General features: G+C 40.2%; 11 protein-coding genes. 5 read left to right on the top strand and 6 right to left on the bottom strand.

The window, feature by feature from the left end; all coding sequences use genetic code 11:
* Positions 1-72 precede the first annotated feature (72 nt).
* Together RMB06_RS05840 and RMB06_RS05835 are read right to left on the bottom strand one after the other, a co-directional pair.
* On the bottom strand, positions 73-2,844 hold the full coding sequence (locus RMB06_RS05840; protein ID WP_311078763.1) for a M1 family metallopeptidase: 2,772 nt from the start codon (positions 2,842-2,844) through the stop codon (positions 73-75).
* Between the two features lie 7 nt (positions 2,845-2,851).
* Complete coding sequence (locus tag RMB06_RS05835; RefSeq protein WP_311078762.1) at positions 2,852-5,584, bottom strand: TonB-dependent receptor; 2,733 nt, start codon at positions 5,582-5,584, stop codon at positions 2,852-2,854.
* Between the two features lie 357 nt (positions 5,585-5,941).
* On the opposite strand from RMB06_RS05835, the gene trpD reads away from it, so the two are divergent.
* The 3 genes from trpD to RMB06_RS05820 are packed head-to-tail and all read left to right on the top strand — an operon-like array spanning position 5,942 to position 8,512.
* Positions 5,942-6,991: an anthranilate phosphoribosyltransferase gene (gene trpD / locus RMB06_RS05830; protein WP_311078768.1), complete on the top strand. Its 1,050-nt coding sequence runs from the start codon at positions 5,942-5,944 to the stop codon at positions 6,989-6,991.
* A 9-nt stretch (positions 6,992-7,000) separates the two neighbouring features.
* Positions 7,001-7,807: an indole-3-glycerol phosphate synthase TrpC gene (gene trpC, locus RMB06_RS05825; RefSeq protein ID WP_311078761.1), complete on the top strand. Its 807-nt coding sequence runs from the start codon at positions 7,001-7,003 to the stop codon at positions 7,805-7,807.
* A gap of 9 nt (positions 7,808-7,816) precedes the next feature.
* Positions 7,817-8,512 (top strand): Smr/MutS family protein, encoded by a 696-nt coding sequence (locus RMB06_RS05820; RefSeq protein WP_108011267.1) that lies wholly within the window; start codon positions 7,817-7,819, stop codon positions 8,510-8,512.
* Positions 8,513-8,522: 10 nt separating this feature from the next.
* Here the strand turns inward: RMB06_RS05820 and xdhC are convergent, their stop codons facing one another.
* Genes xdhC through xdhA form a run of 3 tightly spaced genes read right to left on the bottom strand, consistent with a single transcriptional unit; the run spans position 8,523 to position 13,389 of the window.
* The gene (gene xdhC / locus RMB06_RS05815) at positions 8,523-9,506 is read right to left on the bottom strand and encodes a xanthine dehydrogenase accessory protein XdhC (RefSeq protein WP_005068082.1); all 984 of its coding nucleotides are present in this window, start codon (positions 9,504-9,506) and stop codon (positions 8,523-8,525) included.
* 6 nt (positions 9,507-9,512) lie between these two features.
* Positions 9,513-11,888, bottom strand: coding sequence for a xanthine dehydrogenase molybdopterin binding subunit (xdhB, locus tag RMB06_RS05810; protein WP_311078760.1), 2,376 nt, complete (start codon positions 11,886-11,888; stop codon positions 9,513-9,515).
* Position 11,889: 1 nt separating this feature from the next.
* Positions 11,890-13,389 (bottom strand): xanthine dehydrogenase small subunit, encoded by a 1,500-nt coding sequence (gene xdhA, locus RMB06_RS05805; RefSeq protein ID WP_311078759.1) that lies wholly within the window; start codon positions 13,387-13,389, stop codon positions 11,890-11,892.
* 261 nt (positions 13,390-13,650) lie between these two features.
* Here xdhA and folE point away from each other — a divergent pair, with 261 nt between their 5' ends.
* On the top strand, positions 13,651-14,199 hold the full coding sequence (folE, locus tag RMB06_RS05800) for a GTP cyclohydrolase I FolE (RefSeq protein ID WP_002118643.1): 549 nt from the start codon (positions 13,651-13,653) through the stop codon (positions 14,197-14,199).
* Between the two features lie 150 nt (positions 14,200-14,349).
* Positions 14,350-15,501, top strand: coding sequence for an ADC family extended-spectrum class C beta-lactamase (gene blaADC, locus RMB06_RS05795; RefSeq protein WP_311078758.1), 1,152 nt, complete (start codon positions 14,350-14,352; stop codon positions 15,499-15,501).
* A 67-nt stretch (positions 15,502-15,568) separates the two neighbouring features.
* Here blaADC and RMB06_RS05790 read toward each other — a convergent pair whose 3' ends face one another.
* On the bottom strand, positions 15,569-17,461 hold the full coding sequence (locus tag RMB06_RS05790; RefSeq protein WP_311078757.1) for a DUF4105 domain-containing protein: 1,893 nt from the start codon (positions 17,459-17,461) through the stop codon (positions 15,569-15,571).
* Between the last annotated feature and the right edge of the window lie 22 nt (positions 17,462-17,483).

The following is a 17,483-nucleotide window of genomic DNA, read 5'->3' as shown; positions in this document are numbered from 1 at the left end:
AAAAGTAATTTGATAAGAAACTGAATAAAAAAGCCAACTACGATCAGTTGGCTTTTTTCATGCTTGAATCAATTACAACTTTAACTGCTGCACAATCGATCCATCTTGTTTTGCCACCAAAGATTCGCAGAGTTGAATACGCTCTTTGGTCTGTTTCAATCCTCTTTCCACCCCGACCAATTCTTTAGTTCGTGGTGCAAAAAAGTCATTTAACTGGACTGCCTGTTGTTGGGTACATGCGGCCCCACTAAACATTGCAGGGAAACGCCCAGCCGAAGATTTACCTAAACGATCAAACACGGCGTCATGATTTACTTTAAACCAAGACCATAAGCCACCTTGTTCATCTCCATAATTATTGATGGAGTTAACAACGGTACGAACTTCACCAACTTTAACACGCGGGTTTAAAATCAACTGACGTGCTTGTTGGCGTGTTGCTTCTTGATTTGCTGAACCTAGAGCCGTAAGAATCGCAAGACGTTGTGTTGGTTGAGTCACGCGTTGTAACTCTCCAGATAAACGATCAAAAGCAGGTTGGCCTTTTTCTTGTACACGTACAGCTAAAATGGTTGGCAATAATTCAGGGGTTACTTGCGCAAAGTTAAGCTGCTTTTGAGCAAATAGAGCATCTGACTGTTTTAACAGTTGTGTACGGACTTCTGGAACTTGAATATCTAAAGCAAGAAACTTAACTAACTCGCTACGCCATAAACTGTCTTCGGCTGATTCATCTTTTTTGTTTACATAACCCAACTGATTTAATTTAGGTAAATATAAATTGGCCAAGACTTTTCTAAAATGTTCACGTTCAGCTTCCGTTTTCAACACATGACGATTAATGGTACTTAACTGAGAAAACAGCGCTGTACTAATTTGTCGGCTATTCGAATTGGCAAATTTCTTCGCAGCATCTACGACAACCAATAAATTAATATCGCCATGGTTAAATGCCGCTGAAATCGCGTAGGCGTAGGCCAACTGTTCAGTGTTAGAAAGCTTTTCTGTAGCAGCAGTCAGACGAGTAAATTCTTTTTGTGGCAAACTAAATTGGTAGTATCCTGCCGCGTCTGCATTTGGTATATACCAACTGCCAAGGCTGGCACCTTTGAGTTCAATCTTGGCTTCTGCTTGGTCTACCAATTCACATTGCACTTTACTACCTGCATTTGGAACATCATAACGTACACATAATGGTACACCCCACAGGCTTCTTGCATCACCTTTTGAACCCACAGGTAAGTAACGGCTTTGCTTCACATTTAAAAAGACTTTATTGCCTTCTTGCTGTAATGCGGTGTTAATTAAAGGCACACCAGGTTGATCAAGGAAACTTTTCATCGCTTTGGCAAAGCGCTCACCTTGCTCAGACTGCTCTGCTAAAGCGCTAATTAAATCATTGGCTGTCGCATTACCATATTGGTGCTTATTAATATAATTGCGTACGCCTTGTTTGAATTTTTCTTCACCTAAGTAGCTTTCAAACATATTTAAAACAGCCGCACCTTTTTGATAAGTGATGCCATCAAAAGCCGTTTGAATATCGGCATTGCTTAAAATAGGCTGACGAATACGACGCACACTTACCAAGCTGTCACTTTTCATTGCATCTGCGGTATCCGCAATACGTTCTAAGTCAGCATTAAATTCGGGATGTAATTTTTGAGTGATTTTACTTTGCATCCATGTCGCAAAAGATTCATTTAGCCATAAATCATCCCACCACGGCATCGTGACGACATCACCAAACCATTGATGCGCCAACTCATGTGCATTGACATTAAATGAATTCTGTACAAAAGAGACTGGCGAGTCCTTATCTAGCAACATCAAGTAATCTCTAAAAGTAATTAGCCCTGGGTTCTCCATTGCACCAGCGGCAAAGTCTGGTGCTGCCAGTAAATCTAGCTTGTCAAATGGATAACCAAAGGCAAAATAATCTTCTAAAGTTTTTAAAATGGCTGGCGTTTCAGATAAGGCATGCTGCATTTTTTCAGCTTTTGCATCGGGTGCAATACCACGTAACTGGATCGGCTGCTTACGCCATGAAGTTGCTCTAATATCAGGCCCGTTTTGTAATTGCCACGGTCCAACAGCCAACGCAAGTAAATACGTTGGTAGTGGTTTGGTTTGTGCAAAACTAAGCGTTTTCCAACCCAACTTCTCTGCTTGCTCCGACGTTTGTTGAGTATTGGCAAACCCTGAATATTTGCTTGGAATCGTCAAACGAATATTAAACGGTGTTTTAAAACGTGGCTCATCAAATGATGGGAATGACTGGCGTGCACTAATTGCTTCCATTTGAGTCATCACATAAGGTTTACCCTCAAACTCGATTTTATAAATACCGTCAAGTTGCTGGTCATACGCTGCATTAAAATCTAGAACGAGTTGATACTGTCCTGCGGGCAAGGTTTTGGCAAATTTAATTTTACTCACCCCATCTACCTCGGAGGCTTGCTCATATTTTGCTTTGGTTTTGACGCCCTCTGCCGATGTGATATTCACATCTTTCACCGTCAAAGATTTACCATGAATCCAAATGTGATCTGTGGCTTGAGCCAGCTTTAAATGAATAGTGGTTTTACCGGTATAGCCTTTTTGTGCGGGATCAATCTTAAAATCTAAATCATAAGATTCGGGTACGACCCACTCGGGTAATTTACCAATCGGGATTTGTTCACTGTTATTCGATGCAAAAATCTGTGTCGCCGATAAAGATAATAATGTTGTAAGTAGCAATCTTTTTTTAAATGAAGGCTTGACCAACATAAGGGGTTTTATCCTCTGTAGTTTTAAATAAAAAGATGCAGCAAATGCTGTACCACTTCGCTGCATCCACACATCATTCTTAGAATTTATAGTTAAACTCCAACCAACCTTGACGGCCGAATGGTGAATATGATCCTACTGGATAATACGGCCAACCGCCCGTGTCATCTCGTTTCACTTTGTCAAACAGGTTATTAATAATGATTGAAGCAGACGCTTTTGGAGAGATTTGATAAGTACCACTCCAGTTCACCAAATACGTTGGGCTTAGGTAAGCAGTTTGGTCGCCGTTTGGAATTTTGCCATAGCGATTAACTAATACTGTTGATGCCCAATCACCAAAGCTCCAGCTGAGACTGGTATTAAAACGGTCACGCCAATCCTGAATAGTTAAATCTTTTAGGTAATCATCTTTCTCGCCATCTTTTGATTGTTGATATTCATGTTCTAGTACACGGCTATAATTTACCGTCCAGAGAAAGTTACCAAAGCTGTCTGTTTTCCAGCGCCATCTGCTAGTGAAATCAATCCCGCGGGTATGGTCTGATGCAGCATTAATCGGAACAATATTAATATTCTTAATCACATTTGGATCGACAACTGCATTTGCAGGGTTACGCTCTACACGTGCCAATGCATCAATACAAGCCGCAGAGTTAATATCTTGGTTGCCTAAACGACAATCTGCTTCTAATCGTAGAATTTTATCTTCACTTAAATTCGTCACAAGATTATCAATTTTGATATCCCAGTAATCGACGCTAATATCAAATTTATTGGTTGGTGACCAAACAAAACCTGCACCATAAGATTTACCCTCTTCAGGTTTCAATTCTTTGTTTCCGGTTAAAGTGTAGTTTGCCCCAGGCGAATAATCTTTAAAGCTACATTTATCTAAAGGTTGTCCCGTTTGGCTACAACGTAAATAATCGGTCGTACTTGCAAAATAACCTTTTTGCTTATTTAAGAACAGATAGTTCATATCTGGTGCACGAAAGCTAGTCGCGTAGTTACCGCGCACCAATAAAGTCGGATGTGGTCTAAACTCAAGGCCTGAACCGAAAGTTAACTTATCAATGCTGTTATCTGACAAAGCATAACGGTCATAACGTCCAGACAGCGTTAAATTTAATGGTTTCGCTAAAGGCAAGAATAATTCGGCACCGAGTGCTTGGCGTGTACGTGTGCCACTATATTCGCCACTAGAACTCGCATTATAAAACTCACCATTTTCAAGTGCCTGATCCGGCTTAATCGAAAAACCTTGACGTCCGATTTCAGCCACAGCCGCAAGTTTGGCAGTTCCTGCAGGTAACTTAAATACGTCACCATTCGCGCTTAAGGTCAAACTTTGTGCCCATGATTTATCTTTTTCTTTTGTTGTGCCAGAAATACTTTCAAATTCACTTGCTGTTAGTGGTCGACTTAAACGATCTAAGCGAGGTGAATAAATAGGAATACCATCTGCATCTGTGCCAAGTTGCTGACCTAAGAAATATTCATCAACATTCGAGCGTAATAAGCCTTGGCGGCGTAGCTGACTGGTATAAATGGAGCCATTATAAGCTGCTTCATAACTCCAACTCGTCTCCCCAATATCACCTCGAATTCCGAAGTTTAAGTTCGAAGAAAGTTCTTTCCATTTTTTATTTACGCGTTCTACCCCGCCTAATTCTTCAGGTGCAAAACGACGATTCCAAATTTCATAATTTCCCGAATCTTGATTGAGGAAATAACCACTCGATGCGCCTAAAGATGTCCATGTCGGACCACGCGTATTGTTTTCAATTTGATTGGCGCCAATTAAAAAATCGGCAAACAATTGAGTTTTATCATTTAACTCATAGTCTAAACCGAGATAACCATTTTGACTGCGGTTTTGAGTTTGAACAGTCCAATAAGTTGGTCGTGCCAAACCACTGGCACAATTGTCTGCACCAGCTTGTCCTATATTACTGACTGAACCTTTGAATAAACCATTAAAGGCCTGACACCCACCAATGGAAAGATATTTTCCAGTATTGGCATTTTTACGACCTACAACTGTATCTGGTTTTTCTCCCAATCGAGTTCGGCTCGACATAAAATCTCGATCGGCTGCCCAAATCGGTTCACGGCCACTGAGTTCAACCCCATAAACAAGGCTGAGCTTGTCTAAAGTTTTACTACCACTCAGTTGTAAACGTAAGTTTTCACCACCTTCTTTTGTTCCGCCTGCCTTAATATTAAATTGTGTGCCGTCTGTTTTCTTTTTCAGAATAATATTTACCACACCTGCAATTGCATCTGAACCATAAATTGCAGAGGCACCACCGTTTAATATTTCAATACGGTCAATAATGGCAGTGGGAATATTGGCTAAATTTACGAAATTGACAGACCCATCGTACGGTACAGGATAGTCTGCAACCCGATGCCCATTAATCAAAGTCAAAGTATGATTCGGTCCTAAGCCCCGTAAACTAATAGCATTAGCCGCAGGCGTAAAAGTATTTCCATAATCGGCGCCTTGTACAAAACCCGTGTTCTGCGTCAGGTTATTAAGCGCATCAAATGCATTACTAAACCCTTGTTTTTCAATATCGGCTGCGGTAATTATGGTCACACTCGTCGGGCCATCTTTTTGTGCTTTTGAAATCCGAGACCCTGTCACAGCAACACGGACTACTTTATCTGTTTTAGCTTGCTTTTGTGGTTGCTCTACAGCTTCTTGCGCATAGCTTTCTAGTGGATGAAACAGTGCAACAAATACAAAAATAAATGAGCGCTTATTTTTTAAATCTCCTACATATTTCAAGTTATTTAAATACATATTTATTAATAGACAAAATAAAGATCGCCCTACTATATCCACTTTTATTTGACTGATTTATACGCATTTTTCCTAGATATATTTATGTTTAAGATATACCAAATGGTTAATTATTTATCATAAAAACTCACAACAAACTAAAACCTTTTTCAATGAATAAATTCTGTTTATTAATCAAACTAAAGTAATAAACCAGCAAATTTTTTAAAACTCGTATCGAACAACAAAAATCTTTGGTTATTTTCTGCTAACATAGCTCCCCGTAGCTAGTGAAACATGGAACGCAACAAGCTGAACATCCCACTCTTGATCAACTTCACCTAAAAATTTTAATCATTAATGCTGTAAATCATGACTATGAATATCCAACAGGCGCTCAACCACATTACCAAGAACATTCATTTGACTCAGCCTCAAATGGAAGAAATTATGCGCAGCATCATGCAAGGTGAGGCAACCGAAGCACAAATTGGTGCTTTAATGATGGGCCTACGCATGAAAGGTGAAAGCATTGACGAAATGACAGCTGCTGCACGTGTCATGCGCGAATTTGCGATCAAGATCGATGTTAGCGATATCAAACATTTAGTTGATATTGTGGGTACTGGTGGTGATGGCCAAAATTTATTTAACGTCTCTACAGCTTCAAGCTTTGTCATTGCAGCAGCAGGCGCAACCATTGCAAAACATGGTAACCGTGGTGTTTCAAGTAAATCGGGTTCATCAGACCTACTTGAACAAGCAGGTATTCATCTTGATTTAGATATGCAACAAACCGAACGCTGCATCCGTGAAATGGGTGTAGGTTTCTTGTTTGCACCAAACCATCATAAAGCCATGAAATATGCTGCTGGCCCACGTCGTGAACTTGGTATTCGAAGTATTTTTAATTTACTTGGCCCACTGACCAACCCGGCTGGTGTAAAGCGATTTGTGATTGGCGTATTTTCAGATGAACTTTGCCGTCCAATTGCCGAAGTGATGAAACAACTAGGTGCTGAACACGTGATGGTTGTTCATTCAAAAGACGGTCTTGATGAAATCAGTCTTGCCGCTCCTACTGCTATTGCTGAGCTTAAAGATGGTGAAATTACTGAGTGGACGCTTAATCCTGAAGATGTGGGAATTGAGTCGCAAACTTTAAGTGGTTTGGTTGTCGCTGATGCAACAGCAAGTCTAAAGTTAATTAAAGATGCTTTAAGCAAAAATAAATCCGATATTGGTGAAAAAGCAGCAAACATGATTGCGCTTAATGCAGGCGCAGGCATTTATGTAGCAGGCATTACCAAGACTTATGCTCAGGCTGTTGCATTCGCTCAAGATATTATTTACGGCGGGCAAGCATTAGAGAAAATGAGTGTTTTAGCTGAATTTACTAAAACATTAAAACAATCTCAGGCAGATTAAGGACTTCTCATGATTAATATTCAAAATACCATTTTAGGTAAAATTGTTGACCGTAAACATGAGGAACTTGCTGCGCGTTTAAAACAACGTAATTTGCAAGATGTAGAAGAGCTTGCAAAAGCAGCGACTCCGGTGCGTGGCTTTGCAAATGCTTTACAACATAAACGTCCGGGCGTGATTGCTGAAATTAAAAAAGCCTCTCCATCAAAAGGGATTATTCGCGCAGACTTTAATCCTGCCGAAATTGCTCAGCAATATGAACAAGCTGGAGCAGCATGTTTATCGGTATTGACCGATGTTGATTTCTTTCAGGGTGCAGATGAAAATATTGCGATTGCCCGTAATCATTGTACCCTACCTGCTTTACGTAAAGACTTTTTGGTCGACCCGTACAATGTAGTTGAAGCACGTGCTTTGCATGCTGACTGTATTTTATTAATTGTTGCTTGTTTGTCTGACCAGCAACTCGAAGAAATGTCTAAAACTGCGTTTGAGCATCAACTTGATGTATTGGTTGAAGTCCATGACGAAGAAGAGTTAGAGCGTGCCTTAAAGCTTTCTGAGCAATGTTTATTAGGCGTAAATAACCGTAATTTAAAAACCTTTGATGTAGATTTAAATACTACTATTCGGTTGAAAAAATTACTTCCGACCTCACGTTTATTAATTACTGAAAGCGGTATTGCGACACCAGATGATGTACATATGATGCAAGAGCATGATATTCACAGCTTCTTGGTGGGCGAAAGTTTTATGAAACAACCTCGTCCAGATCAAGCTTTTACTGCCCTTTTTGGACAACCCCAAACGGTTTAATGAAGATATATGAGTAATAAAGATTCATCGCTTTCTAAAGAGCAACAGAAGTTATTGAAGCAATTTAAAAAGCAAATCTCCAATCCTCATTCAAGCAAAATCACAAATCAGCCTGAGACTAAAAAATCTCAGGCTGAGTCTGAAGAATTGGAAGATACCCATCTGTTTCAACAGGCTGTTGCAGGTGTAAAACGCATCAACAATAGCAATGTTGCCGATGTAAAAACACCTCGTACCAGAAAAGTCGACGCACAAACGCTAGCGAAACGTGCAGCTGCCGAAGGTGGTCGTGATACCGAACATGCCGAGTTATCAGATACGCAAGCTGCTTTAAATCCGGTCGCAAGCCAAGCAACGCTAAGCTATCGCATTGCGACTCTGCAACATAAAGTTTTTGAAGATTTAAAAGCAGGCAAGATGCGTTGGTTTGAAGCTGTAGATTTACACGGCTGCACGATTGAGCAAGCACGTGACGCAGTTTTACAGATTATCCAGATGGCAAAAGATGAAAATCAAAATGTCATCAAAATTGTGCATGGTAAAGGCCCTGAAGCGGTCTTAAAAACCTATGTCAACGGATGGTTACGTCAACACCGCGATGTTTTGGCCTTCGTAAGTGCTCCAGAAAATCAAGGTGGTACAGGTGCCGTTCTCGTACTGCTTAAACGTGCAGAAAAAAATCCTAAGTTCGAACAAAAAAAATGATCCTTTGGGATCATTTTTTTACATCAAATACTTGTAATAATTGAGCAACTACTGCAATGGCAATCATTGCAGGTTGTTTCGATGAAATCCCTTCTATCCCGATCGGGCAAACCAAACGTTGCAAAGTTTCCGGAGTATAACCTCGCACCTGCATGCGTTTTTCAAAAATAGCCCTTTTACTTTTTGAGCCAATCATCCCAACATAAGCAAATGGTTTTGCCGTAGGTTTTAAGGCTGAAAAACATAGTTGCAAATCTAATTGATGGTCATGAGTTAATATTAAAATTGCGCCTGAACGGTCAAAATGCTCGATCTCGGCTTCTAAGGTATCAGTCGTTATACAGTGCACCTGTTGCAGTAAATCGGATGGAAAAATATCATCACGTGGATCAATCCATTTCACCCGAACACCAATAGGTAATAAACAACGGACAATTGCTTCACCCACATGCCCTGCACCACAAATCAGTACTTGCATGGCATAAGGCTGAATTTGCTGGCTAAATTGCCATTGCTCACTACTGTCAGAATCAAACTCGAAACTTGGTTGTTGCTTCATATCCATAGTCTGCCAAGTGGATGCATATTGATGTGAGACGGTACGCGATATACGCTTTCCAACTCGCCATGCTTGCAAACTCACGGATAAATCCGATGTGACCGTAGCGGGTGATATTTTTTCAAACAATAACCACATTACTCCGCCACAACACTGCCCTAACCGAGCACTGAGGTTAAAGCGTTCAATACGCCTCACACTAGTTTCCGTTTCTTTTAACATTGCTTTAGCAATATCAATCGCCTGAAACTCTAAATGCCCGCCGCCGATCGTATCTGACTGCTGCCATTGCTGTTGCAAATTAAACCGCAACAACATGGATGCACCAACCTCTCGCGGTGTAGAACCATCAGCGCGGACTACTGTGACCAATACCATAGGCAGAGCATCAACTTGCCACGCTACAAAATCAGTCCACCATTGTAAATGTTGCATAATCTTCTACATTTTAGCCTGTGGGCGAGCAGCCAAAGCTTGTCCCCATCCAATAGCAATTGCACGTAAAATTTCTTCGGCAGTTGCTGGAGCATTGAGCACTAGCGGAGCTTTTTCGGGAATAGCCGCCTGTACCGCCTGACGAATTGCAGAGAAAACAGATAATGCCAACATAAATGGGGGTTCACCTACCGCTTTGGAGCGGTAAATGGTGTCTGCCTGATTTTGATTATTGAACAGTTTGACATTAAAAATATGAGGAATATCTACACTGGTCGGGATTTTATAAGTTGAAGGCGCATGGGTAAACAAACGGCCTGCGTGTGGTCCATGCGGCTGCCAATACAGCTCTTCTGTCGTAAGCCATCCCATCCCTTGAACAAAACCACCTTCAATTTGCCCAATATCAATTGCAGGGTTAATCGACTGTCCTACATCATGCAAAATGTCAGCACGTAATACTTTCATTTCCCCTGTTAAGGTATCTATTGCGACCTCACTGACTGCTGCACCATAGGCATAATAGAAAAATGGACGCCCCAAATGGTTGACCTGATCATAGTGAATTTCTGGCGTTTTATAAAAACCGCTGTCCCATAGCTGTACACGTGCCATATATGCCCGTTGAACCAAATCTGGAAATGTCCATGAGTGACCATTCGCTGTTGAAACCATACTATCTTCAAACTGGACTTGCCCTGCGTCACTGTCGCTTATGTCTGCTGCAAGTTTTGCCAGACGCTCACGAATTTTAATACAGGCATTTTGAACAGCTTTACCATTTAAATCCGCGCCACTCGATGCTGCAGTTGCCGAAGTATTTGGCACACGAGAAGTATCGGTTGCAATTAAACGAACGCTATCGATTGGTAAACCCAACTCATGCGCAGCAACCTGACATACTTTGGTATATAGCCCCTGTCCCATTTCCGTACCGCCATGGGTAATAGAAACAGTACCATCCATATACACATAGACCAGTGCACCCGCCTGATTGTAATGTACGGCGTTAAACGAAATACCAAACATTAATGGGGTTAACGCAATACCACGTTTAATGATGTCATTATTCTGATTAAAGGCCTGAATAGCCTGTTTGCGTTTCGCATAATCGCTAGTCTGCAATAATTCAGCTACCAATTTTGGCGCAACATTATCACGGACTTCTGCCCCATAGTGCATACGGTCACGTCCAGCACCGGGCTGTTCAGCAAAGAAATTACGTTGACGAATTTCAACCGGGTCACAACCTAAATAACGAGCAATGTCATCAATAATATTTTCGATGACAAACATGCCTTGCGGTCCACCAAAACCACGGTATGCGGTATTAGAAACAGTATTGGTTTTACAACGTAAGTTACGTAGCTCAACTGCATTTAGATAATAGGCATTGCCAATATGGCAAATCGCACGTTCATTCACTGGCCCAGAAAGATCAGCCGAAAAACCGCAGTTTGAAGCCAGTTGTACCTTTAAGCCTTGCAGAACACCACTGTCATCAAAAGCTACAGACCACTCATAAGCAAAACCGTGACGTTTGCCTGTAGCACTCATGTCATCATCACGATCTAAGCGTAATTTACACGGACGGCCTGTTTTTTGTGCTGCCAAAGATGCAATGCATGCCCACTGTGCCGACTGCGACTCTTTACCACCAAAACCACCGCCCATACGGCGACTTTCCACACTGACCTGATGCATATTCATGCCTAATGCATGACAAATCAGTAACTGCATTTCGGTTGGGTGTTGTGTCGAGCAATAGACTTTTAAGCTCTGATTTTCTTGTGGAATCGCATAGGAAATCTGTCCTTCAAGATAAAAATGCTCCTGCCCACCCAGCTCAATCGCTCCTGAAAGTTGATGGGCTGCGTTTTGAAATGCCTGCTCAACTTCACCATGGCTAAATTCAACAGGCGGTAACACCCACGATTCTTTTTCAATTGCATCTTGAATCGTTAAAATTGGGGTTTCGGGCACATACTCAATTTTTGCTAAGCGAACTGCCTTACGAGCTTGCTGATAACTCTCGGCCACAACCACAAATAAAGCTTGTCCATAAAATTCGACCTGCTCCTCTGCAAAAATTGGGTCATCTTTAACAATTGGTCCCCAATTATTTTCAACCTCAATATCTTTTGCCGAAAAAACTGCATAAACACCTTCAGCCTGACGTACGGCATCCAAATCAAACTTACTGATTTTGCCTTTGGCACAATTTGAAAATCCGACTGCCAAATGCATGGTATTTTCAAGCTCGGGTAAATCATCAATATAAGTTGCCTGCCCAGTCACATGTAAATGTGCACTTTCGTGTGGAATCGAGTCGCCTGCTTTAGCTGATTTTTTAGAAATATTTAAGTCAATGGTTTGATTCATATTAGATCTCCACCATAGCAATCAGGTCATTCACACGAGTGAGTGTTTGAGACAGAATTTTTTCTACATAAAAACGCTGTAAACAGTTTTTCGCGACGTGTAGACGATATGCCGAGCTAGCACGTCCATCATCTAAAGGCTGATAGTCTTTTGACAAGGCCTCTTGTGCCAGAACGATCAATTCTGCTGTAAGTTGCTGACCTTCCAATATGGCTTCTGCATATTTTGCACGTTTAGGAATAGCTGCCATACCACCAAAAGCAATTCTTACATTGTGAGCGACATCATAATTATCTAAATCGCATGAAATAGCTGCACATACCGCAGAAATATCTTGCTCAAAACGTTTGGCAATTTTATAGCTGGCAAATTTAAAACGTGTCTGCCCTTCGCGAAGCGGAATAACAATCGCCTCAACAAACTCACCAAGTCGTAATGCTGTTTTTTGATAGTCTAAATAAAAGTCTTCCAAAGCAATTTCACGGGTCTGCTCACCTACACGCAAAATCAATCGTGTACCTAGCGTAATTAATGCCGGCATTGAATCACCAATAGGCGAACCATTAGCAATATTTCCACCTAGTGTTCCTGCATTTTTAATCGGCATGGAAGCAAAACGGCGCTGTAATTCTTGAAAGTCAGGATAAACATCTGAAATTTTGATGAGTGCATCACTCAAACTTACATTTGCCCCAATAGTTAAAGCATGATCTGTGACTACAATTTTTTTGAGTTCTTCAACCTGACCGATATAAAGCATATCTCCTAAATTACGGCCTTGCTTTGTGACCCACAAACCAACATCTGTGCTACCAGCAACAATACGTACCTGCGGCAACTGTGACCGTAAAGCGGCAAAATCCTGCAAAGTCTTTGGTGCAAAAAATTGCTGACCATGATCATTCAAATGCAATGCAGGTAATGCTTTGATCTCTTTTAATACTTCAATTACTTTTTGACGTTTTAATAAAATACGTGGATAGTCATATGCTTTTTGTGCTGCATCGAAAATAGGGCGATAGCCTGTACAGCGGCACAAATTTCCAGAAAGATAATTACTGACTTGATCTTTGCTTGGACAGTGTTGTTCATTTTCATACATTGCCCATAACGACATGATAAAACCAGGAGTACAAAACCCGCATTGTGAACCATGCATATCGACCATCGCCTGTTGAACCGGATGAAGTGCCCCATCCTTTTTAGGCAATAATGTATGAAGATCTTCTACTGTAAATAAAGCCTTACCATCTAAAGTAGGTAAAAACTGAATGCAAGCATTCACACTGCGTAATTGCAAGTTTTCATTGACCAACTCACCAATCACTACCGTACATGCACCACAATCGCCCTCAGCACATCCCTCTTTTGTACCAGTCTGCCTAGTCTTACCAGTTTGGGTATATTCTCGTAGAAATTGTAAAACCGTCATTGTAGGTACTACATTTTCTACTTGCTGCTGACCACCACGGAAAAAGAAGGTGATTGGACGTTCTAACATGTTTTATCCTTATGCTTTATAATAATGCTTCTGTGCAAATATGATGCCATTACGCGATCATTTAGAACTTACCAATATTAAGCGCACATTTCATGTCCAAACACTTGACTATTAACGATAAAAAACATGAAATTTATTCATCTTTTATTAAGCTTGCGCAAAACCAAAATAAATATAGTGCGAGGATTTATGAACATCAGGTCATGTTTCTGATACAATGCCGAGCTTGTCTAATAGAGTAAATTTATACGTCTTATGTCAATGCAGCAATCGTACGCAAATATCCTGACTGCCGTCGGTGAAGATCTTGATCGTCCCGGCCTTAAAGATACGCCTGTGCGTGCGGCTAAAGCTTTTTCATATTTAACTTCTGGCTATAGTAAAACTTTAGAAGAAGTCACCAATAATGCTGTTTTCCCATCAGATAACCATGAAATGGTATTGGTGAAGAATATTGAATTCTATTCGCTTTGCGAACATCATCTCCTCCCATTCTACGGTCGTGTTCATGTTGCCTATTTACCGGAAGGCAAAGTTCTCGGTCTATCTAAATTTGCACGAATTACCGAGATGTTTGCTCGCCGTTTGCAAATTCAGGAAAATCTGACTCAACAAATCGCAGAAGCTGTCGCAGAAGTGACTGGTGCTCGCGGTGTTGCTGTAGTCATCGATTCAGCACATATGTGTATGATGATGCGTGGTGTAGGTAAACAAGAGTCTACAACCCGTACAGTTTCATTTGTCGGCGATTTTAAAACCGACAAAGAAGCACGTCGTGAATTTTTAAGTGCAGTACCAGAAAGCTATTAATCCGGTTTTACTGCCAAAATAAAAGCCCGACGAAGTTGGGCTTTTTTTATATCTATTTAAAGCACTTAACCAATAAAACATAACAATTAAATTTGGTGATTTTTGTTATAAAAGTACGCATCTTTATTTTTAAACGATTTAGAGTTAATCATGCGATTTAAAAAAATTTCTTGTCTACTTTTATCCCCGCTTTTTATTTTTAGTACCTCAATTTATGCGGGCAATACACCAAAAGACCAAGAAATTAAAAAACTGGTAGATCAAAATTTTAAACCTTTATTAGATAAATTTGATGTGCCGGGTATGGCCGTGGGTGTTATTCAGAATAATAAAAAGTATGAAATGTATTATGGTCTACAATCTGTTCAAGATAAAAAAGCCGTAAGTAGCAGTACCATTTTTGAGTTAGGTTCAGTTAGTAAATTATTTACCGCGACAGCAGGTGGATATGCAAAAAATAAAGGAAAAATCTCTTTTGATGATACGCCTGGTAAATATTGGAAAGAACTAAAAAACACACCGATTGACCAAGTTAACTTACTTCAACTTGGTACCTATACAAGTGGCAACCTTGCTTTGCAATTTCCAGATGAAGTACAAACAGACCAACAAGTTTTAACTTTTTTCAAAGACTGGAAACCTAAAAACCCAATCGGTGAATACAGACAATATTCAAATCCAAGTATTGGCCTATTTGGAAAAGTTGTAGCTTTGTCTATGGATAAGCCTTTTGACCAAGTCTTGGAAAAAACAATTTTTCCAGAGCTTGGCTTAAAACATAGTTATGTAAATGTTCCTAAAACTCAGATGCAAAACTATGCATTTGGCTATAACCAAGAAAATCAGCCAATTCGAGTTAATCCTGGTCCACTCGATGCACCAGCATACGGCGTTAAATCTAACTTACCCGATATGCTTAAGTTTATTAATGCCAATCTAAATCCACAAAAATATCCAGCAGATATTCAACGTGCAATTAATGAAACACATCAAGGTTTCTATCAAGTCGGCACCATGCATCAAGCACTTGGTTGGGAAGAATTTTCTTATCCAGCGCCTTTACAAACTTTATTAGACAGTAATTCAGAACAAATTGTGATGAAGCCTAATAAAGTGGCTGCCATTTCCAAAGAACCTTCAGTTAAGATGTTCCACAAAACTGGTTCGACCAACGGTTTTGGAACATATGTCGTGTTCATTCCTAAAGAAAATATTGGCTTAGTCATGTTGACCAATAAACGTATTCCGAATGAAGAACGCATTAAAGCAGCTTATGCCGTGTTAAATGCAATAAAGAAATAATCACATTAGCTAAACACAAAAAAAGAGAAATGAATAATCTCATTTCTCTTTTTTATACACTTATTCTTTAAAAGAACCAAATATATCCTAGACTTGATTTCATCCAGTCTTGATGATTTTGTTGTTCATAATCCCAGTTTAATCGAACAGCATTATTGCGATTAATCAGATATTGCCACTGCGTATTGACTCTCAAATTCCATTGATTTTGGTCTTCCCAATAGGGCAATTCGATTTGCACGACAGAGTTGAAACGCTCAAACCATTGGTTCATACAACCTAAAGTCGGACCCATTCCCACACGCCATCCTTTATCTAGATTTGAACCTGTTTGTACGTAGGTCTGTAGTTGCCCATAGCAAATATGTTTGCGCTCATAGTCAGCAAGGCTGTAACCAACTTGTGCATTAAAGCTTGCGACGCCGTGTTGTTTGTCTTCACTAAAACGTCCATCATGAATGGCTTCCTGACGCCAACCTAAATTAAATCCCCAACTCAGCGGTATTTTAAAAGGTTGAATCGGGTTATAAGAGTTCACTTCTAACAAATCAAGACGTTCTAGTTTTAAATGATCATCTCGCCACTGTGCATTACCATTTAAAAATAGTAATTGAGTACCTGCACGATATCCGCCTTGAGGATCTATTAAGTCATGGTAGGCTTGCCGATGACCAAGTTCGATAAACTTATCACCTTGCACCTCACCAGCTTTCACGGAAAAGTTACGCGCGTTATGGCCTTGAGTCGGTTCCTTTGTTGGTCTTTTGGGTTCTTGACGCTGTTTGTCTAAATCAATCTGACTTCTGAGCGCTAAAAGCTGACGTAACTGCGGCTGAGCAACACTTTCTTCTATTTTTCGGCTAATAAATTGGAGGTATAAATCATCGTAAGCCATCTCTAAAATCTTAGCCTGATCTTGCTCACTAAATGATTTTAAAATCTGAGAAGACTGCTGTGTCGGCATCATCGTAATTTGATGAGCCACCTTCGCCAGTGAAGCACCATGCTGATGAGCTTGTGCCAATAATTGAGTTTCTAAAGCAGGTCGATACACAGGAGCTTTGGTAAGTCCCTCCTGCTGGATTGATTTAATAGTTTCCATTGGAATGGATGCATAGGTGAATTTTTCTTGCAAGTTAGACTCAGGTTTTACTAAATCCACTAATCCCAACAATCGATAGGCACAGTTATCACTCACAAAGTAATATGGGAAACTCACATGTTGCATTTCCCAAATGTGAGACACCAAGAAACGTGTTTCCTCAGGAGTTAAATTTAGCTCATATTCCCATAAATCACGGCTTTCAAAATCGCCATATTCTTTTACTTTACGGTAATAAGGCATTAGTGAATATTCACCCGGATACTGCCCTGTTAAACCTTTCCATGCATATGACCAGTTGTCGTTGCCTGCCACCGTTGCTGCATAATTTACAGCATAGGAAACTAAATTTAATTGTTGCTGATCTTTTGGGTCTAAACGCAATAAAGTATGGCCAAACATCGAGCTTGGATTGCCCATAAAATCGGTCGCATAAATTAATGTCGCTTTGTAGGGCTTAATTTGCCCAATCCAGTTTTCAAATTCGGTACACTTTACTTGAGGCAATTCATTTTCTTGAATGCCTACTTTTTGTATGAGCCATTGGCTACGTGCAGGGAACTTACAACGAATCGACTGATTATCTTGAGCCGGCATAAATAATGCCGAGATATCCGCTTTCAGTTCTTCTTTTAAATTATTTTTCCCATTTTCCGACATGAAATAGCCACCGTAAGTGACATCACTTTTATGGTTTTTATTGGCATACATGAGCCTTTGCCATGTAATGTTTTGATCTAGATTTTGTTGTTCTGCGATTGACCAATATTTTTGAATAGATAGATTTATATCTGCTGAATACGCAATATTCACTGCCAAAGAGGCAAAAACTAAAACAACTGACTTCATTAAGCTCATCAATTTTTATCATTAAATATAA

The organism is Acinetobacter sp. V104_13, assembly GCF_031798995.1.
In the GTDB taxonomy this organism is placed as follows: Bacteria; Pseudomonadota; Gammaproteobacteria; order Pseudomonadales; family Moraxellaceae; genus Acinetobacter; species Acinetobacter pittii.
Note: the sequence above shows the minus strand (reverse complement) of the source record. Positions and strands in the feature narration are given on the sequence as shown.